The organism is Algoriphagus iocasae, from assembly GCF_014206875.1.
Lineage (GTDB): Bacteria > Bacteroidota > Bacteroidia > Cytophagales > Cyclobacteriaceae > Algoriphagus > Algoriphagus iocasae.
Genome location: NZ_JACIJO010000003.1, coordinates 549694 through 573555, shown reverse-complemented (window position 1 = coordinate 573555; position 23862 = coordinate 549694). Strand labels below are relative to the sequence as shown.

The 23862-nt window shown below is 35.9% G+C and carries 19 protein-coding genes; all 19 read right to left on the bottom strand.

The genetic code is table 11. The features are described 5' to 3' along the window. Nucleotides 1–2 precede the first annotated feature (2 nt). Nucleotides 3–1037 (bottom strand): glycosyltransferase family 4 protein, encoded by a 1035-nt coding sequence (locus FHS59_RS16780; RefSeq protein WP_184496527.1) that lies wholly within the window; start codon nucleotides 1035–1037, stop codon nucleotides 3–5. Then, a complete protein-coding gene (locus FHS59_RS16775; protein WP_184496526.1) occupies nucleotides 1034–1930 on the bottom strand; it encodes an NAD-dependent epimerase/dehydratase family protein in 897 nt (298 codons plus the stop codon). Before FHS59_RS16775 ends, FHS59_RS16780 begins: the two co-directional genes overlap by 4 nt. After that, complete coding sequence (locus FHS59_RS16770) at nucleotides 1927–3123, bottom strand: glycosyltransferase family 4 protein (RefSeq protein WP_184496525.1); 1197 nt, start codon at nucleotides 3121–3123, stop codon at nucleotides 1927–1929. Before FHS59_RS16770 ends, FHS59_RS16775 begins: the two co-directional genes overlap by 4 nt. Further along, a complete protein-coding gene (locus FHS59_RS16765; RefSeq protein ID WP_184496524.1) occupies nucleotides 3120–4439 on the bottom strand; it encodes a phenylacetate--CoA ligase family protein in 1320 nt (439 codons plus the stop codon). Before FHS59_RS16765 ends, FHS59_RS16770 begins: the two co-directional genes overlap by 4 nt. Further along, complete coding sequence (locus FHS59_RS16760) at nucleotides 4439–5644, bottom strand: O-antigen ligase family protein (protein ID WP_184496523.1); 1206 nt, start codon at nucleotides 5642–5644, stop codon at nucleotides 4439–4441. The genes FHS59_RS16765 and FHS59_RS16760 overlap by 1 nt, the downstream gene beginning before the upstream one ends. 209 nt (nucleotides 5645–5853) lie before the next feature. Next, nucleotides 5854–6981 carry a glycosyltransferase gene (locus FHS59_RS16755; RefSeq protein WP_184496522.1) on the bottom strand — a complete coding sequence of 376 codons (1128 nt, stop codon included), beginning with the start codon at nucleotides 6979–6981 and terminating at the stop codon, nucleotides 5854–5856. Then, entirely contained in the window at nucleotides 6981–7679 is a 699-nt protein-coding gene (locus FHS59_RS16750) for a class I SAM-dependent methyltransferase (protein ID WP_184496521.1), read from the bottom strand. The genes FHS59_RS16755 and FHS59_RS16750 overlap by 1 nt, the downstream gene beginning before the upstream one ends. Then, on the bottom strand, nucleotides 7672–8802 hold the full coding sequence (locus FHS59_RS16745) for a glycosyltransferase (protein ID WP_184496520.1): 1131 nt from the start codon (nucleotides 8800–8802) through the stop codon (nucleotides 7672–7674). Before FHS59_RS16745 ends, FHS59_RS16750 begins: the two co-directional genes overlap by 8 nt. Continuing rightward, nucleotides 8799–9944: a glycosyltransferase family 4 protein gene (locus FHS59_RS16740; RefSeq protein WP_184496519.1), complete on the bottom strand. Its 1146-nt coding sequence runs from the start codon at nucleotides 9942–9944 to the stop codon at nucleotides 8799–8801. The genes FHS59_RS16745 and FHS59_RS16740 overlap by 4 nt, the downstream gene beginning before the upstream one ends. A 27-nt stretch (nucleotides 9945–9971) precedes the next feature. Further along, a complete protein-coding gene (locus FHS59_RS16735; RefSeq protein ID WP_184496518.1) occupies nucleotides 9972–11381 on the bottom strand; it encodes a hypothetical protein in 1410 nt (469 codons plus the stop codon). Further along, a complete protein-coding gene (locus tag FHS59_RS16730; RefSeq protein ID WP_184496517.1) occupies nucleotides 11381–12559 on the bottom strand; it encodes a glycosyltransferase family 4 protein in 1179 nt (392 codons plus the stop codon). The genes FHS59_RS16735 and FHS59_RS16730 overlap by 1 nt, the downstream gene beginning before the upstream one ends. Nucleotides 12560–12566: 7 nt before the next feature. Continuing rightward, nucleotides 12567–13445, bottom strand: coding sequence for a glycosyltransferase family 2 protein (locus FHS59_RS16725; protein ID WP_184496516.1), 879 nt, complete (start codon nucleotides 13443–13445; stop codon nucleotides 12567–12569). 4 nt (nucleotides 13446–13449) lie between these two features. Further along, nucleotides 13450–14562, bottom strand: a complete 1113-nt coding sequence (locus FHS59_RS16720; protein ID WP_184496515.1) for a DegT/DnrJ/EryC1/StrS family aminotransferase — start codon at nucleotides 14560–14562, stop codon at nucleotides 13450–13452. A 17-nt stretch (nucleotides 14563–14579) separates the two neighbouring features. Continuing rightward, nucleotides 14580–16376, bottom strand: coding sequence for an ABC transporter ATP-binding protein (locus FHS59_RS16715; protein WP_184496514.1), 1797 nt, complete (start codon nucleotides 16374–16376; stop codon nucleotides 14580–14582). A gap of 16 nt (nucleotides 16377–16392) precedes the next feature. Beyond that, nucleotides 16393–18762 (bottom strand): GumC family protein, encoded by a 2370-nt coding sequence (locus FHS59_RS16710; protein ID WP_184496513.1) that lies wholly within the window; start codon nucleotides 18760–18762, stop codon nucleotides 16393–16395. A gap of 13 nt (nucleotides 18763–18775) precedes the next feature. Beyond that, nucleotides 18776–19600: a polysaccharide biosynthesis/export family protein gene (locus tag FHS59_RS16705; protein WP_246388495.1), complete on the bottom strand. Its 825-nt coding sequence runs from the start codon at nucleotides 19598–19600 to the stop codon at nucleotides 18776–18778. Nucleotides 19601–19702: 102 nt separating this feature from the next. Continuing rightward, nucleotides 19703–21001, bottom strand: coding sequence for a nucleotide sugar dehydrogenase (locus tag FHS59_RS16700; protein ID WP_184496512.1), 1299 nt, complete (start codon nucleotides 20999–21001; stop codon nucleotides 19703–19705). 281 nt (nucleotides 21002–21282) lie between these two features. Next, nucleotides 21283–22986 (bottom strand): capsule assembly Wzi family protein, encoded by a 1704-nt coding sequence (locus FHS59_RS16695; RefSeq protein ID WP_184496511.1) that lies wholly within the window; start codon nucleotides 22984–22986, stop codon nucleotides 21283–21285. Between the two features lie 11 nt (nucleotides 22987–22997). Continuing rightward, nucleotides 22998–23861: a glycosyltransferase family 2 protein gene (locus tag FHS59_RS16690; protein ID WP_184496510.1), complete on the bottom strand. Its 864-nt coding sequence runs from the start codon at nucleotides 23859–23861 to the stop codon at nucleotides 22998–23000. Nucleotide 23862 lies beyond the last annotated feature (1 nt).

Below are 23862 nucleotides of genomic sequence, written 5' to 3'. Positions count from 1 at the left end.
TTTTAATTTATTTGCATTAAGGTCTTATATCTATCTGTAATGATTTTCATGTTTTTTTGGTGATCTACATGATCTTCAATGTACTTTCTGTTTTCTGTCAAAGCTGTATCAACCTGGTTCCCATTTATTAAAGCTGATTCTATTGCATCTGCCAATTCTGATGGTTTGCAGGGACTTACAAGTTGCCCATTTATTTTATTTTTTATAAAAGCCTGGTTAGCAGGAAGATCTGTCACGATTGGATAACAGCCTGAGGCCATTGCCTCAAACAATGAACTAGAAACACCTTCAGTAGTAGGGACTGCAACATAATATCGACATAAATCCATCAATCCAGGAAGTTGAGTATTTGGAATATGCCCTTTTAGAAATACCACCTCTTCAAGATCATACTTATTGATTAATGATTGTATTTCGGGTTTTTCAGGACCATCTCCTACTATGTACACTTGGATATTTATAGACCTGTCCTTAAGAATTTTCACCGCCTCAATTATATCGATATGCCTATATAAATCATATAAAGATCTAGTCACAATAAAAGCTGGTGCCAATTCCCTCTTTTCCGGACAATGATATTTTCCCAGATCGATTCCTTTCGGCAATACCATAATTTTGTGTGGACTTGCTCCTGATTCCAACATAGCATAAGTCATCACATGCCCCCAAGCATGTATCAAATCCGCATTTTTATATGCAAGTCTTTGAAGAATACTTTTATAATATCCAGAAATGCCTCCTTCTGGATAAACATCAGTTATACCCTGTTGTGCAATTACTCTCTTTTTGGTATGAACAAACAAGGAGAAAAAACCATAGCTGGTAGCACGTTCTGCAAGGACCAAATCATATTGTTTAGAAAATCTGGTCATTAGCAAATTCACAAAAAAACCAAGCGCTGAAATCATCCTCAAAATCCTTGAGTTTCCTTTTGGAAGTTCTCGAGTTTCCAATTTTACTCCTAGATTCATTTCGACACCTTTGATCCAACTGATGGCATCGGCTCTATAAGTTTCTCCCAGAAATAAAATTCTCATGAAGTAATAGTATTGTTTTTCAAAAATTCAAGAACACTATTTGGCTTCCAACCAAGCTCCGAGATTGCTTTACCTGTATCAAAAGTCAGTGTATTTGATAGCTTTTTAACTTTCAATGAATTTATAGGAAAGAAGGGTATAAGATCTCCGATCTTAGCAGCCAATGTAATTGGGAGGTCTGGTAAAGTTTTCACCTTAAAAGCATACTGGGATGCAATCGAAGAGTCTATTTCTGATAAACAAGAAGGGTGAGGGTCACATAAATGATATATACCAGGTTTTTTATCTTCTAATTGAGGAATCAGGTAAGCGACGTCTTCTGCTAAAACCATTGATTTTTTATTTTCTCCCTTCCCTATTCTGAAATATATTTTTTTCTTGATTGCCTTGGCAATAGCAGATAAGTTACCCGGCGGATTTTCGCCAACCACTAGTGGAAGCCTAAAAATAAATGTCTTTACTTCATTTTCCCTGGCCCAATCCTGTATTATATTTTCAGCCTCCACTTTGCTTCTCCCGTATGGAGTATCAGCATTAAGAGGGGCCGATTCTTTTATCATTTCACCTTCCTCTAATCCATAAACAGCCACGGTACTGATGTAAACGAAGATTTTTGGTATCTCTGTCAATCCATTCAGTAGCCTTTCTGTCCCAATTACATTGACATCAAAAAATGATTGTTTTTCAGCTGCTGTTTTAGGAATAAAATGAGCTGGACTGGCAGCATGAATAACCCAATCCACCACTGGTAATGTAGGAAGTTCTTTATTGAAGTCAGCCTGAATGCTGTTTTTCTCAGATCTCCCAAGAGTTATCACTTCATGATTATTGCTAAGGGCTTTATAGATATAGGAGCCTAAAAACCCAGTTCCTCCCGTCAAAAGTATTCTCATTGACAAGTCTTTTCAATTCCTGCAAGCATTTTTCTTGCTAGGAAATCCGCATCAAATTCCTCTTTGGCTATTCTCATTGATCTATTCCCCATCTCAATCAATTCTTCTCTGTGATCCTTAAGATAAAGTAACAGATCAGCTAACTGGTTCGGATCATTTGGAGAAAGTGTATAACCAATTTTGTTTTTTTCCAAGAAGTCCTTCATCCACCCTTGGGTATTTTGAATAACTGGAACTCCGGCAGATAAGGATTCGAAAAATTTGTTAGGAGATGATGTGTCCAAAATCTTAGTTCCTTTTAATGGAACCAATGAAACCATGGCATGCTGAATCAATGGAACAAGCTTGTATTTTGGCATTAATCCCAGACGAACCAAAGTCTCTAAACCTTCATTTTGTATTGCCTCGTCAATTATTTCCCTTTGTTGACCTTCTCCAATAATCAAAATCTTAACATCCTTTAATCCCTTAACCTGAAGTACCCTTGCGGCTTCCAAGAGCCAAAGTGAATTATTTACTTCACCGATATTCCCTGTGTAAATCGCATATTGGTATGGCTTGACCGGCATGCCTTCTGGAAATTGAACTGGGGTAGAAAACAAAGAAATATTCGCCGCATTGGTAACGGAAATTACTTTTGTTTTGGGCGATTTAGCTAAAACCTCAGACTTCATCCCTTCGGATAAAGCGACTACCAGGCTTGAGGATTTATAGCAAAACTTTTCAAACGCAAGAGAGAGTTTTTTTAGGATCGGATTCTTAATTATACCTAATTCAATAGCTCCATCCGGCCATAAGTCTCTCACTTCAAAAACCAGCTTTCTTCCCCTAAAATATTTTGCCAACAATCCGGGTAAACCAACTGTTATGGGGCCACTTGAAGCTATGACTACCTGACAAGAATATGTCAAAGCATACCAACAGGAAATAAATGAATAGGCCAGGAATGAAAAAATCCTTTTTAAAAAAGGTTGTCTATTATCAATTCTTACATTGATGATAATCACTTTTACTCCTTCGTAGTATTTTGTCTCAATAAATTTAGAGGCTGAAATATCAGATTTGGAATAAACACTTGTGACAACAGTTACTTGATGTCCTTCTTTTACCCACTCCTTTGTAAATTCATGAACCCTCGTTCCCCAGGAACCATTGGAGGTGGAGAAGTACTGATAAAAGTATAGGATATTCATGATTTACCGTCTTCCAAAAATGTGATGAATTGCTTCAACTTTCCGGATTTTTCCCGGTTGATTTTATCCACCTTCTCCACTTTTAGCTTTAATCCTTTTTCTATGTAAAGTTCAAATGCTTCATTCACTGCTTTAATTGTCTTTTCATCCAGTTCCTGATCCATCACCAGATCAATTTCAAAACAGTTTCTGGTTAGTTGTCTCACTTGGTATTCTTTGAGATATCCCAAAGAAGAAGTCAAGTGTTTTGAAATATAATAAAGCGTAAATCCAGGTGCTTTTCTACCTGAGGGAAGAACGATGTTATCATTTAATCTCCCATTTAATTGACTTAGTTCGTCAAGAATGGAATCATCATGTTTTTTTATTGCTCCAATATCTCCAACTTCATACCTTATAAATGGCATTGCTTTGTTGAAGATATTTGAGAAAATCAAACTCCCTCCTTCACCATTTTTGACAAGCTCATAACTGTCATTGACAACTTCGGACACAACTGTTTCAGAGGAAAGCCACCTTGTTCCGTTCTGGTCGCTCATAGCTAAAAATTCCAATTCAGAAGCCCCATATTCGTTAAAGACTGGGATTCCAAATTGCTTTTCCAGAAATGACTTATCCTCTTCTGTACATTGCTCAGAAGTTACAATTGTCCCTTTCAAGGTTGGACAAATTTCTTTTAGAACAATTCCTTTCTTTTCCAGATACCTAGCAAAAAAAAGTTGGGAATTAGTGTATCCGTAGGTATAGATAAAGTTGCTCTTTCTGAATTTATCTATGAAACGCTCCATGTTTTCATCAGAAAAATCAAAAACCACGAACCTGAATCGGTTCATCAATTTATCTTTTAATCGCTCCTTTTGATAATGGGGAAATCCTAAAGGGATCCCATAAAATCTTGCTTGAAAATCATTGGGAGAAAATCCAATCTTTCGGTATCTATCTAAAATCAAAGCCCAAGTCATGCTGTGGGAATACTTGTCTTTCGCGAATTTCAGGGCAATGCCTGAAGAGCCAGAAGTATTCCCAAAATGGAGGTCTTTCTTAAGTAATCCTTCGCTTAACTTTTCATCAAAACCACACTGTACATCTTTCTTTTTAACGATTGGCAAATCTTCCCATCTTTCAGGCAGGTGCTTTCCAACCAATTTTTTATACAATGGATTATAGTCAAAATGAAACTTTACTGTATCCCAGGCTTTTTTCTTTTTCCAGTCTTCAAATTGATCTTTGGATAAAGATTGAAGGTAGGTTAATTCTTTCTGAGCAGCTTCAATAGGGTATTTTTGAAGCTTCAATAAATCAAGAATGTTTACCATTAGGTAGCGGGAATTGGTTCAGAAACTAAGGGCTCCAATTTTTTTACTCCTTTGGGCCTTTGCTTTTTTGGCTTTGATGGTTTTACATAAATCAAACTTAGACCTATAAAAAGCGGAGTGAGATAGGTCCTCATCGCAGCATGAAAAGTGGTGTATAATGCGATGACAAAAAATGCCACCATGATTCCTTTTTCCATTGGCGTTTGTTTTCGCAACAATACCAAAATCAAAACATAAAGAAGTAAAGCGAAATAGAGCAATCCTAAAATCCCATGTTCTGATAAAAGGCGACTCATCTCTACGTGGGATAAATAAAAGTGGCTAAAATTTCTCATATAAGAAGAGGCTCCTGCGCCTACACCCAGTATAGGGGCATCAGCCCAAAGCTCCATATCTTCTAAGAAAATATCTACCCTACCAGTGGTTATTGAATTAAGTGATTTCTCTTTGGTTCCAGCCAAAGTCCCTTCCGTTTCCCCTAAATATCGAAGACTTAATAGACCACCTGTCAGACTATCAGCCAATTGGAAAGTAATCATTATCAAAAATATAGAAAGCAAAAAGGCTTTGCCGAGATTGGGTAATCGGAAAAAATTCTTTTTCTTTTTTGGGGTCTTGATCACAAAGTAAACGACAATCATCATCCCCAAAGCACCTCCAAGAATTCCTCCTCTTGAAAATGTCAATAGCCCTTGAAATCCGAAAAGGAAGAATAATAAAAAATCAGTCAGTCTATAGCCCGTCAAATTCCATTTGTTGATTAGGAAAATAAAGGAAATAAACATTCCTAATCCCAATACAGTGGATACTTGATTGGATCCTCCTCCTCCACTTGTTGCAAAATTTGCTCCTAGGGAAAATTCCAAATCGTTATAGGAAGGGGTTTTGAAAATGGTAGAAGCAAGAATTGAAATCAAAGGCAATAAACTAATCCTTAACAATCGGATCAACTGCAATTTTGAAATTGTTTTACCCTGAAAAAACCAGATGGCCATGGCCACATTAATTGGCCCCATCAGATTAAATATCAAGGAACTTCTGGTAACCTCCCCTGATCTGTCAAAAAATGCAGAAGGGATCAGTAAGGCCAGCATCACTAAGCCTATAATACTTTTTGATTTAAACTTATAAACCCCAATACATAACATAAAAAAGAGTAAATACTTACCGAGTTCGTATGGAATGAAAGGGGATGTTTGAGACATCCTTGCCAATAGTTCAAAAGATGTAAGGTAGGCAATAAAGAGGCAAAATGGATAAATGGATTTACTCCTAATCACCAAAAAAAATGAAGATATAAAGACGATATAAAACCAGGCAATTAACCCAAAAGGAGTAATTGCTGATGCGATCCCCAAAAGAATATGGAATATGACCCAGGCAAATCTAGATTTCGATGTGATAATCGTTTTTATCATACTGGCAAGGGACTGCTTGATTTAATCTTAAATCCCGGCAAAGCTACAGGAAGATATTTCTTCATAAAATTTGTTGCCCCATAATTTTCTTCGGTATGTTTCTGTAGTCTAAAAGCTTTCTCCACAGCAAAAGGGTAATTATTGAATACTTTCAAAATAGCTTCTTGCAACTCTTCCGGGGATTTTGGAGAAACTATTTCACCAAAACTTCCATTTCCAAGTACATCAGCACATTGCCCCACTTCGGTCGCAACAGTTGGCAAAGCGCCCATTCCATACTCCAATAAAGCCACTGGCAATCCTTCAGATTCTGAACTCAAAATACCGATGTGGGCCATTTCAATAAATGGGGTAATGTTATCTACAGGACCTACAATTTCTGTGGAGTCCTCTAAACCAAGTTTGTTGATTTCATCCCGAACTTCTGCAAGCCAATCCTTCTCCACAAATTCTCCTAAAAAGTAGACTTTAAATTTTCCAATCTTATTTTTTAAGCCTCCCAAGGCTCTTAGAAGGGTAATTTGGTCTTTCTGTCTCCTGAAATTTGCGATGTTTAAAATCTTAAACTCAGTCTCTAATTTTCTTGTAGGGACAGAAATCAATTTTCCTGAAAAGTTCTCAATATAAAAGACAGTGTTCTTTTTTTCAGGAAATCTTTTCTTCCAATATTTTTCAATTTTTTTATTTACCGTGACGATGGAATCAATGGAGGAAATCAACCAGTCCATTTCTTTTCTAGGATACTGATCTAATTGTTCGCTCATCCCGAAATGGTCGTGCCAAATCAATTTAGTTTTTGGAAGGAATTTCTTTAATAAAACCGCCCATAAAATAGAGGTCTGATGCGCGTGCAATACTTCCGGGTTTTCTGACTTTAAGAACTTCAGGATTTTATAGAAGGTAAAAAGGTCAAGCTTTCCTTTCTTGTTATAGATTTTTTTCTTGACTAATGGGTTTAGGTATTGCTCCAATCCACCAGATTCTCTAGTCACAACCAAACCACTTTCAATCCCCATCTCAGCCAGACTATTAGCGATATTCACAGACATTCTTTCTGTGCCTCCTAAACTAAGAGAATCAACCAATTGGTAAACTTTGGGTTTGTCAAATGAGGTAGTTACCATTAATTTGCTTTAGCGACAACAACTAGGCTAAACCCAAAAATCTTGGAATAAAGCCAAGGATTCAATGCTACCATTAGCCTTTTAACAGGAGTAAATAGCTTTTGAAGCAACGTTTCATTATTGGATGGGGCTTTGATCGTTTCTTTGGAAAAATCATAATCTAAAATCTGCAAACCGGCCATGGTTATCATATTTAATGCGGAGTTTACATTTAAGAAGATCAAATGCCCAGGGTTTTGAATTTTTTGCCTTTGAAGATTTCTCAGATTTACACTTACGCAGTCATCCAAAGGAATATGGAAAGCTATTATTTTCCCTTTCTTAGATACATTTTTAATGAAATTTACAGGATCAGGGACATGTTCAAAAACATCAGTCAGTGTGATCAGATCTGTATTGGTTCCTATCTCCACAAAATCTCCATGTTCGAAAACGACATTTTCAACTTTCATGTCTTTAACATGAGGGGAAACATCATATCCTTTTACTTCTTTCAGGATATTTCCATTTTTTGCAAAAGCTTCTGAAATCCCTAAAAGAACTCCTCCTGCACCACAGCCTACATCAGCATAAGAATTGATCTTTAAGTTGTTTTTGCTAAGTACTGGGTCTAAAATTCTAAGAATAGCATTTACTTTAAAATCTGAATCTTCCAAGTGCCTCTTGGTATCGGAAAAATAGGTTCCTTCTTTATACATTAGTTATTAACTTCTTTATTTCTAGTTCAAAACTTTCCTTGGTAAAAGCTTTGGACCATTCTTTTGAATTTTTTGATTTTCTGTCAAAATCCAGAGGATTTTCTAAATAATAATTGATCCTTTTGACAACTTCATTTGGATCTTTTCCCACCAAATCACCTCTTTCTCCATTACCCAACATATATGGGACGCAAGATACGGGAGTAGTAATAGGAAGACAACCAAAATACATGGATTCAGCTACAACTTTTGGCCAGCCTTCACTATCTGATAAAAATATTAAAAAGTGGGAGGTTTTATATTTTTCTTTTAAAGCTTCACTTTGCAAGTTTCCACAAAGCTCCACTTCCTCAGTAAGATTATTTTCCTTTGCAAATTGGCGTAATGGCTCCATTTGATCACCTTCTCCACAAAAAGTCAATTTAAAATTCAGGTTTTGTGCCTTCAGTATTCTTGCCACTTCAGCTGCCATAAGAGGGTTTTTTCCGTAAACCAATGCGCCAACAAAAAGCAATTGAAGCTTATTCTCGGAGCTCAATGGCTCTCTGAAGCCTATTTGAGGTTCATTTTCACTATAAGAAAATGTAAAAAAAGGCACAATGTTTTGGCTTTGGTGAGGCCATTCACCATATACCAAAACCTTCATTTTTTTAGCAAATCCCGGATTTGAAATCAGTTTTTTCTGCAGTTTATAAGTGTAAGGTTGCGTACTTTCAGGATCCCAATTACCAGCATATTTTGCTGTTTTATTTTTGGATGGAAAAAAATATTGGAGAATAGCTCCTAGCAAACCCATATTCCCAGGACATCTAAGGTGAATATGGTCTGTGGACCTCATAGCACTGATGATTTTCGCTATTATGCCTGGTAATGAAACAAGGGTTTGAAACCTACCCTTCCAAGAAGTTAAATTGATTTCTTTTACAGGAATAAATCTGATATTGTTATGCTCATAGGCAATTTCAATGGGATTTATTTCCCGATCTTGGCTTAAAGGTGCCAAAATGGTTACAGAAGTAAAAAACTTGGTCCAAATATTCATTTCCCTAACATAGGGGCCATAAGCAAAAAATCTTCCGCCTTTTTTGACATGGTGAACATGCGAAAGAATCAAAAAATTCATCTGGATACTACTTGCCTAAAAAGGTCTATGTTTTTATGCACTAGCTTATCAATTGAATAGCGTTCCAAAACATCTTTTCTGGCAGCCTCAGCCATTTTCAGATTTTTTTCCTTGTCGGAAAGCATTTCCAGTAATACAGTCTCCACACTTTTTACATCCCTTGGGTCACAAACCCTTCCGGTCACATGATCATTTACAACTTCAGGACCAGGACCTAAAATAGAGCCCAAAAATGCCTTCCCCATGCTCAAAACTTCTATCCAAGCAAGAGGCATCGCTTCCATATGAGAAGGGTAAGCACAAATTTCTGCTTCTTCCATAAACTTTGGAAGTTCATGATTTGCGACAGGCCCCAAGAATTTAATGGAATCTTTCACCGAACCTTGAATCTGTGAATCTTTCAGATACTGAATGTAAGACCTGCCATCCGGAAAGAACCAGTCTCTTCCCGCGATATACAATTCACTTTCCGGAAATTTTTCCTTGATCTTAGGGAAGGCCAAAATCAATTGTCTCACCCCCTTTTTCTCACAAACGGTTCCAGCAAAAAATATTCTACCAGGTATAATCTTTTTTGGATCCGCTTTATAAAAGTGCTCCAGATTTGCAGGATTGTATATAACTGGTCCTTTTTTTTCAGCGAAGTCCAAATATTTAGCGGTATGATTGATTACATATTCGCTTACCCCAAAAACCAAATCTGCTTTTTTAAATGAACGTTTTTCCTGAAACCCTTTCCATGGATCAATAGGTCTATTTTCAGATTCAGCGAAAAAATGATGTCCTCCATTCATTCTGATCAAATACTTGATTCCAGAAATCTTTTTTATGAAAGCCAAACCCAATTCTGTGGATTCGACAATGGAGATGGGATGCTTCTTATGAATTTCCCTGATTTTGGAATTAACAGCTTGAAAAGTAAGATACCATGTTATTGGTTTTACTTTTCTAGGCTTAAGTCTAAAAATGTGTACTCCCGCATCGATTGCCTCCTCGTATTCATCCGTATAGTTTAGACCGACTATTGAAACACGTATGTCATGCTTAACAAGATTCCTTGCCAAGATTTGGAGAAAAGTCCCTACTCCTCCATGAGGGAATCCTGCTTTAGGGTATTCGCTGGTCAAAAAGCAAATATGCATTTCTATATTCTTAATGAGTTGATTTTTCTATTCCTGAACAGCCTCTGTTTCCACTAAAATAGATTCCAAAAATGCTGTAATTTGTTTGGAGGAAAGGTTCTTTTTTCTATTTGAGGCAATCTTGTCTCTCCAAAGATGCTTTTGGGTGGAAAAAGCCTCTGGCTTCTCCAACACCTGATTCAAGAGAGATGATAAGCTAGATTTTTCCTTTGCGAAAACTACCGCATCCAACCCTTCGAAGGATCTGAAATGCTGAAATTTATAAACTACATCAGTGCTCCAATTTTTATCTTCCACAGTATCATAAGCCAAAAAAACTGTTGGCTTATCAAAATAAGAAAAGTCCAATCCTATAGTGGATCCAATATTCACAGAAAACTCACAATGCTGACAGAGGTTCATCAAGAGTTTTATATCCTCGAAAAGTGGATAAAAGGACATCCAACTAGCCCCTTTTTCCCATTTGGGAGGAATATGTTTGATATTGGAAAACCGATCCAATACAGTTTGGTAACGTTCTACTGTGCATACCGGAACTTGCCTAAAAAGAATTGAAACTTCAGGATTAGATTCCAAAGCAGAAGCAACGTCACTTAAATAATCTGGATCATGTGGAGAAGTCAACTCATCATCTCCAGAGAAGAGGATCCATTTTTTAGAAGTATCCAAACCATACTTTGCGGCAAAATCTTCTCTCGACTCCAATAACTCAGGCTGAAAATGAAAATCGAATTGAGGCGTTCCAACAATAGCTAAGGCGCTTTCTGGAATCTCTGGATAATATTCCAAGAGTTCATTTTTCATGTATTCAGACCAAACCGCGTAATGATCCGTACGAAGGGGAAGTCTTGCCTTTGGAAGATTGTCCCAAGAAAAAATTGCTGTCACTGTTTTTACCCCCAGATCAGAGGCTGCCAAACATAGCGGTTCTAAAGTTGCAACCCGTTGATGGGTGATAAAGATTAAATCAGGTTTGATTCTTTGAATATCTGATTTGAATTCTTGGTAGGCCAAACTTCGGCGCCATTTCAGTCTATTGGTTTCCTCCAGATATTTGATGCCCTCATAGTTGGATAAGGTAGTACTCGCAAGTTCTGTCGTTTTTTGAAATACCCTTTTCAAAGGATTATTTCTAACCTTAAACCAATTGGTCAAGATGGTTGGATTTTGCTTTAGTTTGGAATTGTGCTTCAGCCTTGCATAGGTGGAAGTTTCACGCAGAAATTGTTGAAATCTGGATTCTGTTACCTTTCTTAAAGGTTCATCGCTGAAATCAATTCCTCTTTCATTTTTTACATAATTTAAAATCTGACTTTCTAGATTATGCATCAAATGGATATGAAACCCTTGTTGATTCAAATGGAGAAACAAATCAGAATACAGATAATTTCTGATCCCTACCCCATCTGGAATTACAAATAGAATATTCTTATTCACTAGTAATTTTTTGACCTAATGATTTTCAGTAAACTTTTCTTGAAGAGTTCTTCACAGCCTTCTTCTTCAAATTCATTTAAAAAGAGTTCCCTGCTTTTTTCACCCTGCTTGATAACTTCCTCCTTATTGTTTAAATAATGTTCCATAGCCTGGGATAAAGAGGATGAAGAACAATCGACTGGCAAGACGTATCCGTTTTGCTCTTCAAAAACCCGGTTAGGAACATCCCCTACTTTTGTTGTAATGATTGGCTTTCCTGCAGCCATTGCTTCCAAAATAACCAAAGGGCCACCCTCAAAAGTACTGGTCATTACGAATACATCTATTTCAGAAAAACAGCGATGCCTTTCCTCAAAAGGAAAACTGCCTCTAAAATTAACCCTGTCTTCAATATTTGAATCTTTGGCAAAAGCTTTCAAATTGGCTAATTCTGGTCCATCGCCAAACAATAAAAATTCAAAAGCAAGATCCTTTTTCTTTAATATTTCTACAGCCTCTAAAATCACTTGAAGATTCTTGCCCAAATCCATTCTCCCTACATATCCAAATTTGATGGGGCTATGAACTCTAGGAGGGATTTTAAGAAATTCTTCTTGACCCAAATAAATCCACTGCTTGATGATGGAATAATCAGCCTTGGGATAATTTTCCAAAAGGTATTCTTCTTTAGCCTGAGCAGAAATCAAAAAAGAACCATTCCCCTCCATCAATCGATAGAAATGATCATTCTTTGGATGGAAAATCGAAGACTCATGATAGGCAAAAGCAACTCTATTTTGAACACAAAGTCTCAAAATATGAGGTAGCAGTCTGGTGGGACTGATTCCAGTAAAGCAAAGGTCAAATCCTTGAAGTTTTTCAATCAACCAAAAGTCGAATAATTCAGGAAAATTTCTGAAGCAATTGCCCAGACTCATATCAAACCTAAAGCCTGATTTGATCCAGATTTTCAGAAATTTCTTATTGAAAACCACCTGCTTTAGCTGAGGTAAATCCCAGTCTAATTTTGGAAGATTTTCTAATTCATTTACTTGGAATGGGGAATAAAAATTTAGAATAGCAACTTCAAATCGAGGATCAGAATGAAGACACTTTGCAAATCCTATATTTTCTAATTCTTGTCCACCAGGCCCCAATATCTCGGGTAAAATGAATAAAACCTTTCTTTTGATGGTCATAGAAAGGTTAATAATGCTTTTTAAACTGTGATTTTAGTAATTTTTGTATGGCTAGCTGAAGGGAGTAAATCATCTTTAGGAAAAATGATTTAGTCTTATGAGCTATAAGGAATTGGTGTGTGATAAATCGATCCCATTCTCCTTTTTGATCCAAATAATCTGAATAGATTTTCAGCCTTGTGGATTGCCTGTAGAAAGGATCCGTTGATCTTAATAAAGAAGTTTCTAATACTCGGTATTTGACTCCAACTTCCAGGATTCCCTTAAACGAAAATTGCTGGGCCATCTTTAAAAACAAATCCAGATCTTCCATCATGGATTCTGGGTTATAGCCACCGACTTTCAACGCAAATTCCTTTTTAACCAATACTGTCGGAGCAGTAATAAAATAATCCATCAGGAGTATAGGGAATATCATTCCCGAAGGTAATTGAGAAGAAGAAGTCCAATTTCTTTCCTGAAAAAATGTAGGTTCTTTTAAAGCCTGACTCTTCTTATCTATCTTTTCTGCATCGCAGTAAACAACTCCAAGTTTTTCATCAGATGTTTGGAATACTTTTACTTGATCTTTGATCTTTTGAGGCATCAAAACATCGTCACAGCTTAAAATCTGATAATATTCACCTTCAACCAATTTTAAAGCATCGTTTGCGTTTTCGGTGATTTTCTTGGTTGAGGACTGAAAAATCGTTTTGACTTTGGCCTGAGGATTTCTATTGATCCAGCCTTTTATTTTAGAGACACTTTGATCTTTGGAGCATGCATCCACGATGATTATTTCAATTTCCAGATAGGATTGGAAAATAATGCTATCCAATGCCTCTTCCAAAAATTCTTCATGGTTATAGGCTATCGCTATAATGCTAACCAAAGGATAATTAGGCACTTCCTTATCCAGGTCTATATTGATTTAATACTTGGATTACCTGATCAACTTCTGATTCTTCCATAACCGGACTGATTGGGATGCTTACAATCTCCTCATGGATACGTTCTGTGATTGGAAGTTTCAAGGATGCATATTCTTGATAAGCTCCTTGTTTGTGAAAAGGAATAGGATAATGAATCAAAGTTTGTATGCCATGTGAATCAGTAAACTCAATAAATTCCTTTCTATTCTTACACCGGATAACAAAAACATGAAAAACATGATCTAAACTACCTGATTGAAATTTTGGTAACGTTAAGTGAGGATTAATGATTTCTGAAAGATATCTCTCTGCAATTCTTCTTCTTAACTCATTCTCCTGATCAATGTATTTCAATTTAACCAATAAGACAGCTGCCTGAATTTCATCTAATCTGGAATTCACCCCTTGTAATTCATTGAGGTATTTTTTTTGACTTCCATAGTTGCCCATGGTTTTAATGATGTTTGCCAGAGATTCATTGGATGTTGTTACTGCACCGGCATCGCCTAAAGCCCCCATGTTTTTACCTGGGTAAAATGAAAAACCAGCAGCATCAGATAGATTTCCAGCCTTTAAGCCTCTATGATCCTTTGCACCATGAGACTGAGCACAATCCTCCACTAATAACAAGTTGTTTTTTTCAGCCAACTCTTTCAATTCTCTCATCGGAGACAACTGTCCGTATAGATGAACCGCCAGGATTGCTTTTGTTTTACTAGTGATAGCTTTACTTACATTTTCAACACTTAAATTATAAGTATCCTTATCCGGCTCTACAAAAACTGGAACCAAACCTGAAGCTGTAATTGAAATAATCGAAGCGATATAGGTATTAGCTTGGACAATCACCTCGTCCCCATCTTTCAACAGTCCTAATTGCTTAAAACCTTTGAAAATCAAAATCAATGCATCCAATCCATTTGCCACTCCAACGCATCTGGATGTGCCACAGTAGTCAGCAAATTTCGACTCAAATTCATCATGAAATTTACCTCTGATATACCAGCCATTTAACAAAACTTGATTTAAGGCTTCTTGTAATTCAGCCTCATGTGCAAGATTTATTTTTTGAAGATCTAGGAATTTTACCATGATTCTATGCTAATAAATTAAAACTCCTGAAGCTCAACCATCGATTTGAAGGTTTTGCTATCAGATAATAGTTCAGCAAAAGTGCCTCTACATTCAACTTCTCCGTCTTTCATAAGAAGGATTTCATCAGCATTTTTAACCGTACTTAGTCTATGTGCAATCAATACGATATTGCAGGATCCCTTTAATGAATCAATATTTTCTTGAATCATTTTTTCAGTCTCACTATCCAAGGCCGAAGTTGCCTCATCAAAAATCAATAATTCAGCATCTTTAAATAACTCTCTGGCGATAGAAATCCGTTGTTTTTGCCCTCCGGAAATCAAAGCTCCACTATCACCTAGGATGGTATTTTCCTTTTCCGGAAGTCCTTCAACTAGCTCTGTGAGATTTGCCAGTTCGATTGCTTTAATAAACTTTTTTTGATTAGCCTCTGTCTTTTCTGCCCAGAATGTGATGTTATTAAAAACGGTATCGTTAAAAATCACTGCTTCTTGAGTGATATAGCCAATTTTTGATCTGTAGCTAGAAAGATTATAAGACCTGAGTGGTTTTCCGTTGAGAGTAAATTCTCCAGAAGTAGGATGAATTAAACCGACGAGCAGGTTGGTTAAAGTTGTTTTGCCACTGCCACTTTTCCCAACAAGTGCATATGATCGATTATTAGCTATTTCTAAATCTATGTTTTTAAGAACATTCTTTTCTGGAGAGTAGTAAAAGCCCACTTTATTTAGATAGATTGATTTTATTCTTTCCACTAAAACTGTGGAATCATCTTGTTCCTTGCCACTTTCCAGATCATTGAGAAGCTCCAATCCTACATGAAGCCCACCTAAATTTGCGGTAAAAGCTTGCCAATGCGTTTGAACTAACATGATAAAATTCAATGCTCTGTAAAAGAACATTAAACTTAAAAATATGGCAGCAATATTCCCATTAAGAAGTTTTATCTCCACTAAAATAGCAGCTACCACAATTGCAATTACTAAAGGTTCTCTGGCTGCCATCAGAATCGCATTGAAGATTCCGATTTTCTTTTGCTCAAGCTCAATCTGGTCTACATAATCCTTTAGCTTGATTTTATATTTCTGAAAATAATTTGTGGCTTTTAGGTACTTAAAATTATGAACTGCTTGAATCAAAGAAGACTGATACTTATGGCTTAGTTTACTGTTATTAAGGGAAGCAGATTCTGTGTATTTAAAAATGATTTTGAAAATCAGATTGGATAAATAACCTCCTACACTGACCACAAGTGCAAATTGAAAGTTTGCCAATAAGGCCAACACTACATAAACCAAAAGTAATACGAAAGACTGGAGGGTATTAAAATATGCCACATAAGCAGATACAATTTTGTATATCTCCCCAGAGAGCGTGTTTTGAACCCGGCCGGCATCAAGACCTAGAAAATTCCTATATTCCATGTCGCCGAGACTATCTACCATTTGGTATCTGATCTTTCTGACAAAATACATTTGAACCAGTACTTTATAATGGCTTTCTAAATACTTAAAAAGCCCTTTTACCACAAAAATGAGTAAGAGAAATACCAGAATTACAACAGCAGTCAATTCAAAGCCTGACCAGGTAATAAAGTCAAGCAAAAAATTTAATGATCCTAATGACTCCTCTGCCTCAGCTTTATCTATTTGAGCTTTCCCTGCGACTTGAATCAAAGGAATGAATAAGGCAAGGCCAAAACCATCCAGAAAACCTCCGACTAAACTTAATACGACTAGAAAGATTATTCTATTCCCTAAGTAGGAGTAAAAGAAAATAAAATGTTTAAAGTATTTTGAAATCAACTTCACTTAGAATTGCTTCAGATTACTTTTTACTTTTTTTATCATCACTATAATAACCATATCCATAGCCATAGCTATAGCCATAACCGTAAGTAACTCCTTTACCTTCTACTCCATTAAACAAGGCATAAATATTTTTAATCCCTTTGCCTGTTTTAAGACCATTCAATGCATCGATAAAGTTTCTTTGACTATAATCTTGTCTAAACACAAACAGGGTCAGGTCTACAAAATTTAATAATTCGATTGTTTCACTTACCAAACCAATTGGAGGTGTATCTAAAATTATTACATCGTAAACCTTTTTAAGTTCATTAACTAGATTTTCAAACTGATCACCAGATAATAGTTCTGCAGGGTTAGGAGGAATTGGACCTGACACCAAAATATCCAAGTTTTCATATTCAGAACTTTGAACAGCATCGCCCCAATTCTCAATCTGATTACTAAGAACAGTAGAAAGTCCCAAATCATTTTTCAGCCCAAAATCATCAAATATTTTAGGCTTTCTCATGTCACATCCTACAAGGATTGTTTTTTTGCCAGTCAAAGAATAAACTGAGGCCAAATTCATAGCACAGAATGTTTTTCCTTCACTGGAAATAGTTGAAGTAAGCATTAAGGTGACCTGCTTATCCTTTTGCATTAAATATCTGATATTGGCTCTCAATGATCTGAAGGATTCTGCAATCCCTGACTTACCATTGTTAAATACTACCAGGTTATTTTCTTCTTTGTTTTTAAGGATAGTAGCAATTACAGGGATTTTTAATTTTTTCTCCAAGTAAGTAATATCCTCAATTTTAACTCTGAAAAGCTCTCTACAGACTACAAATACTATCGGTAAGATTAACCCACAGAAAAGTGCGAACAAATAATTCCTTTGCGGCTTTGGGGAAACTGGACCACCTACCGTCTTCGCAAATTCAATAATTTTATTATTTGGCCTATTAGAAGCTTTGGTAATAGCAGATTCTGCTCTCTTTTCACTTAAGAAGTTATATATGCTTTCAGAAAGATCAGCCTGCCTCTGCAAAGCAATCAAATTCTGTTCTGCCTGTGGGAGATTTCTAAATGATGATTCAATTTCTTTTTTCCTTTGCTCCAGATCATTTATTGTCATCTGGTTATTTAAGTCCACATTATCCAAAATTTCACGAATGGACTTATTGAGGTCATCTAATTTTTTATTGGCTTCTCTCACTGCAGGAGAAAGCTCAGTCTGGGTGGCCATCAAACGTGATCTATCCACTTGGACAGATAAGAGATTTTCTATCAAGCCATTTAAATATGGGTCTTCTATTCCCAAACCGGATGGCACCACAATTTCATTATAATTCTCTCTAACCAGATAATCCTTCAAACTTTGAAAATATCTGCTTTTTAATTTCGCATTCGCGAGTTCAGACTCTATTTCAGTCAGTCTGCCATAGACTGTGCTACTTTCATTATTTAGGTTATAAATTTTATTATTTGATCTAAACGACTGAACCTTATTTTCAAATTGAGTCAGGGAATCAGAAACACCAGCTATTTGCTTATCGATAAAATTGATAGTCCGATTAGCAATTTCATTTTTCTCTTGAAGCTCAAGTTCAAGATAAGTTTCCATCAAGGCATTCAAGTATGTTTGTCCTTTTTCGGTATTAGGAACAGCCATACTTAAGTTCAAAATAGTGGAGTTTTTTTCCTCTAAATCCACTATCAAACCTCCTGAATACTTGTTGATTAAGTAATTTTTATCCCTTACTATATAATATGCCTCCCCAGAATCTTGATTGGAGGTATTATTGATCTTAACTTTAAACTGAGGAGTTTCAATCCACTCATTAAATTTATATGTTCCTCCCTGATTTGGGACACCTACTCCGATACTGCCATCAGGATATGACTGAGAATAATTTTCGTCAGGAAAAGAAAGTGTATATTCAGCAGGATTATTCCACTTGACTTCCACCAGTCCATTTAAAAGTTGAGGGTTTTCCCATTCAACTTCTACAACAATTGGGGTTTTTCTAAATACCTCTTTTTTAATAAACCTTCCCTCTTCATAATATTCCACATCAAAATCCAGCTGAACTAATGCCGCTTCGGCAATAGGTCTGGACTTCAGAATAATAATCTCATTAGTGATACCAATTCCCTGCTGTCCACCCAATGCAGGATTTTCAAAAAGTGATAATGGACTTTCTTGTTCTTTGATAAAAAACTTACTTGAAACAAGGTAAGCCGGCACTGTAGTATTTGTATAAAAATAGGCTGTTGCAAGGAAAATAGCCATACAAATCAAAATGACAGGCCATATTCTTAATATTTTAGGAAAAAGCGTTTTTAAATCAAAACTACTATCGTCGTCTTGGAAAAAATCGCTCTCCTCTTGATTAAAACTCATATTATTAGGGATATTAATTTTTAACTAGTGTTAGAACCAAAGCAACTGCTGTTATAGTAGTCGTCAACAAAGTCAGAGTTTCAACCAAGTTGGTACCTGCTCCAAGCTCCCTTACTTTCATAGGTTCTGCATAAATCATATCATTAGGTTTTAAAAAGTAAAATTCGGAACCTAATAGGTCTCTATCTAGGAGATTGATTTTATGGATTTGGGATCCATCTGGATATTGTCTTACCAAGAGGACCTGATCTCGTTTCGCAACTCGGTTTAAATCTCCTGCAAAGGCAATAGCTTCATAAATAGTAACCCGATTTTGCAAAATGGTATACTTTCCAGACCTGGTAAACTCACCTAAAGCACTGAAACGGATTCCACCTAATCTCACTCTTACAAAGAATTCATTCTCCTTCACATACTTTAACACCTCTTTTTCAATTAACTCTTTTGCTTGTCTCGTATCCAAACCAAGAAGCTTCACTTCACCGATCAAAGGAATTTCCACTAATCCTCTTTCATCAATAGTGTATCCATTTAAGAAGAATGCATCTCCAGCACCTTGACTACCTCCCATTTGAGCAGAAGTTTGGTTTTCATTAGAGATGGCACCAAAGATCAAATTCAAATTTTGATCTGTTGTCTTAATAGTGATTTCAACAATATCATTTATCTGTAAAAGATATTCCTCTGTTTCGTATGGATACTTACCACTGGATTCAATTAAAGGACCTTGACTTTCTTCCAGTTCCTGCATGTAAATCATCTTTTTATTAGGCACGCATGAGTAAAAACAACACGCCAAAAACGCCAAACACAAGATGTTTTTAAATAATTTATTCATGAAATAGAGTTAAACGAAATAGAGATAATTTGAATTTGGGTTCAAAAATAAGAATTAATCAGAATTTTAAATTTTTATTTCTAGGAGCGCAAAAAGTTCCCTTTAAAGCCTTGCATCAACATCCTCTTTTTTAAGATATCCTTTTACATCAAATACAACTTGGTTTTCAGATTTTTGAATTTTCAAAGCTGCGAATTCTTTGTGAGAAACAGCCAAAATGATTGCTGAATAATCATTTAAGTCAGGAATATTTTTCCCAGATGAAATTTCAACTCCATATTCATGCTTTACTTCATCAGGATTTGCCCAAGGATCATATACATCCACATCCATATCAAATGATTTCAATTCCTTGTAAATATCAATTACCCGGGTATTTCTTACATCAGGACAATCTTCTTTAAAAGTAAACCCGAGAATTAAAACCTTTGCGTCAATCACTTTAAGGTCTTTACGCATCATCAATTTGATTACCTCGGTAGCTACATGCTTACCCATGGAATCATTTAATCTTCTTCCTGCTAAGATAATTTCAGGATGATATCCTAATTCCTGAGCTTTCTGTGCTAAATAAAATGGATCCACTCCAATACAATGCCCTCCAACTAACCCTGGTTTGAATTTTAGGAAATTCCATTTGGTTCCGGCAGCCTCTAAAACCTCATTGGTATCAATTCCCATGAGATTGAAGATTTTTGAAAGTTCATTGACAAAAGCAATGTTAATATCTCTTTGGGAGTTTTCGATGACTTTGGCTGCTTCAGCAACTTTAATGGAAGATGCTTTATGAGTTCCAGCAGTAATAACTGTTTGGTATAATTGATCCACATATTCTGCAACTTCAGGAGTACTACCTGAAGTGACTTTCAGAATTTTTGCAACAGTATGTTCTTTATCTCCTGGATTGATTCTTTCTGGGGAATATCCTGCAAAGAAATCATCATTGAATTTCAGCCCAGAAACTTGTTCCAAAACAGGGACACATTCATCTTCTGTAACTCCCGGATAAACGGTAGATTCATAAATAACAACATCTCCTTTTTTTAGGTAATTCCCTATATTTTCTGAAGCCTTTAACATAGGAGTCAGTACTGGTCTGTTGTGTTTATCGGTAGGAGTAGGTACTGTAACAATGTAAATATTACAATCAGCAAGAACAGAAGAATCTGAACTTGGAAGCAATCCTTTTCCTTCATTTGAATCAGAAATGAGTACAGATTGAAGTAGATCGTTTTCTACCTCCAATGTATGATCAACGCCAGAGTTGAGCTCAGCAACTCTTTTTGAGTCTATATCAAATCCTATTGTAGGAAATTTCTTTGCAAACTCTACTGCCAAAGGAAGGCCAACATATCCAAGTCCTATAACGGCAATTTTTACATCTTTAATTGGTGTTAACATTAAAATCTATGCGTTTTTTTTTAGTAGTGGTTAATTCTTAAAAATCTTTCAGAGATCTGGAAAACTTCCATTTACAACAAAGCTTCGCCCTTTCAGTCACAAAATTTGGTAACTTACTCAGCACGTATGCAGCTTTCTGAATTTCAATTAAAATCTATCTTTTGAAAAATCAGATTAAACTTACCTGCACAGTTAATCTCTCAAATGAGTACCAAAGTTACTCATTTGGAAATGATAGCAAAACTATTTGGATTTGGATAAACTAGTAGCTTAGCTATAAATTACTTTGAGAACCTGTAGATCAAATTAAAACTCCCATAGAATGACAATAATTTCTGACCGTTTGGATAGTCTTCGGTACTTAATCCATCTGATTGCCATTGATAATTATAGCTTTTTATGAATTGGGCTTTTCCGCTTAAAATCAATCGGTCAAACTTCTCATCCCACAAAAAACCTAAGCTTAAATCTATCCATGGTTTTTTCTCAGGGTTTTGACCGAAAGCCCTGTAAAAAAAGTCTTGATTGTTTGCCAATCTTTCAAGTACAATACCTCTTTTATTTAGGTTTCTGACTTTTGATATTTCAATAGTCTGGACATTTGAACCTACACCTGCCCCAACTCCAAGACTTTGTCCATAATTGACAAAGCCCCTAGCTAAGCCATGGGTATGCCAGGTCTGGTTTCCAATTAAACCTGGATATCTTGCATATCGGTTTATAGATTCCTGCTGATGAGTGACCTCTCCCCTAACCTGTATAAATTCATCAGGAACAGGCAATTTTATAAGCTTTTGAAATCCGAAAATATAGGCTCTGGCATGTTCAGGGTTTAAAATGAAATCTCTCCAATCGTATGAATGGTCCCGTCGGCCAAATTCTCCGTAAACTTCAAAATTTGCTTTTGGAATTATGTATCTAAAGGATATACTAACTTGCTGGTCCTGCCCCTTGCCATCATAATTGACGGAATTACCATTTTCAAAAAGTGTTTTTTTTTGGAATACTTCGAAAATCGGAAAATAATCATTGAAGGTCTTTTCTCGATATTTATTGTATTGCTGGAAAGTTCTGCTAAACCCAAGGAACAAGTTTTTTAGAAAAGAGGGATTATATGTAATTGAAATACCATTTAAGTATCTCCAATCCCCATCAAATTTTCTGAAAAAGTTTTTGTTTAAACTATCTATCTGAGAGGGGAAAAACCCACTATTTTCCAATCTTCCCATCAAAACCTGACCTTCAAAATTACCTAAAAAAGTTTTGACAGGCCTTCTCGTATTTAAACTCAGATGCGGAAAACCTTCTGCATTATCACTAAATATCAATGAGTTAAACTGACCGGGGCCCCACCAAATATTCTGGGTTGACAATCCAATTTGAATTGGGCCGGCCAAAATAGAAATGCTTGATTGTCCCCACCAAAACCTAGAAATCGATCCATCTCCAAATCTCTCTGGATTATCCCCATTGTTCCAATAGAAATACCTTGAGCTTATTACTTTTCGAGGGAAATTATCGGAGAATCCTTGATATGGCTTATTTTGAGAGTAGGAATATTCAGGCTGAAATTGAATTTCTAGAAAATGGAAACGTGCATAAAAACCGGTACTGATATATGTTTGCAAACCAACGTTAGGGGTTAAAACTTTGTTTCCCCAACCGTATGGCCTTTTGCTGTTCAATTCGGTGGTAGAAACAACCGGTAATATGGCAAACCTTAGATTCGGTCTTTTAGGTATTGGTTCACCTGATAAATAGGTGGAAATAATTTCAGAAGTATTTGATGAATCTCTTCCATCAAACCTTATTGGCCTTAAATTGAAGGAATACCTTTGACTAAAATCGCCTTGGAGTTGTTGACGTCTTAGATATTGCTCCAATACCGGATAATCAGCATTTAGGCTTTGAGCAAATAAGACATAGGAAGTATGAAAGAAGAAAAATGTTAAAACTAAACTTATGTGTTTTTTAATTTTTGACATCCAATTTTATCCTACTTTCTACCTGCTTTTTTGCCCAAAAAAACAAAAATAGACTCCTTTGCCTCTACCCACCTCAGGTTTTGTTTGATTAGAAAATAATCCAACTTTTGGAAGAATCCATTATCCTGAATTTTAGAGATCTCTTGAATATCTTTTAACCTAATTCTAAACTTACCAATCAGTTTTAAAAAAATAATTGTTTTATTACCTCCAGAAGGCAGTCTTCCTCCAAATCTCTTTGCTTTAACTCTTAATTCTTTCCAACTAGACCTGGCTGGATGAGAAACTTGAAGATCATTGAAATAAGCTATTTTAAATCCCTCTTTGACAGCCCGGTTACAAAATTCTGAATCTCCTCCAGTCAAAAGCTTCGTATTGAACCCTCCTATCTTTTCGAGAACAGATTTACGAACCAACAAATTGGCAGTAACTCCAAAATTTTCATCGTTTACATATTTTTCATTTGGAAAGGCAAAAACCTTTTCGAATCGGACATAACGATTATCTATTTCTGAAAAGAGTTTGATTGATCCAGCGAAAATATCAGTCGAATAACTATTCAAAAGAAAGACCGAAGTTTTGATCCAATTTGAAGATGGAATGCAGTCCGAATCAGTAAATATATATGCATCGCCTTTGGCCACTGAAATCCCTTTGTTTCTAGCAGCATAAGAACCAGGGATAATCTCTTTTAAATATCGAATTGGAAAAGAGTAATTTATATCCAATTCCTTTGTATCATTTGGGTCATTATTTACGATAATGACTTCAAATTCCACTTCAGGACTATCTTGATTTTCTAATGCTTGTAAACAAAAACCAAGTCTCTCCCAATCCTTGTAAAGTGGGATAATGACTGAAATAAAATAACTCAAT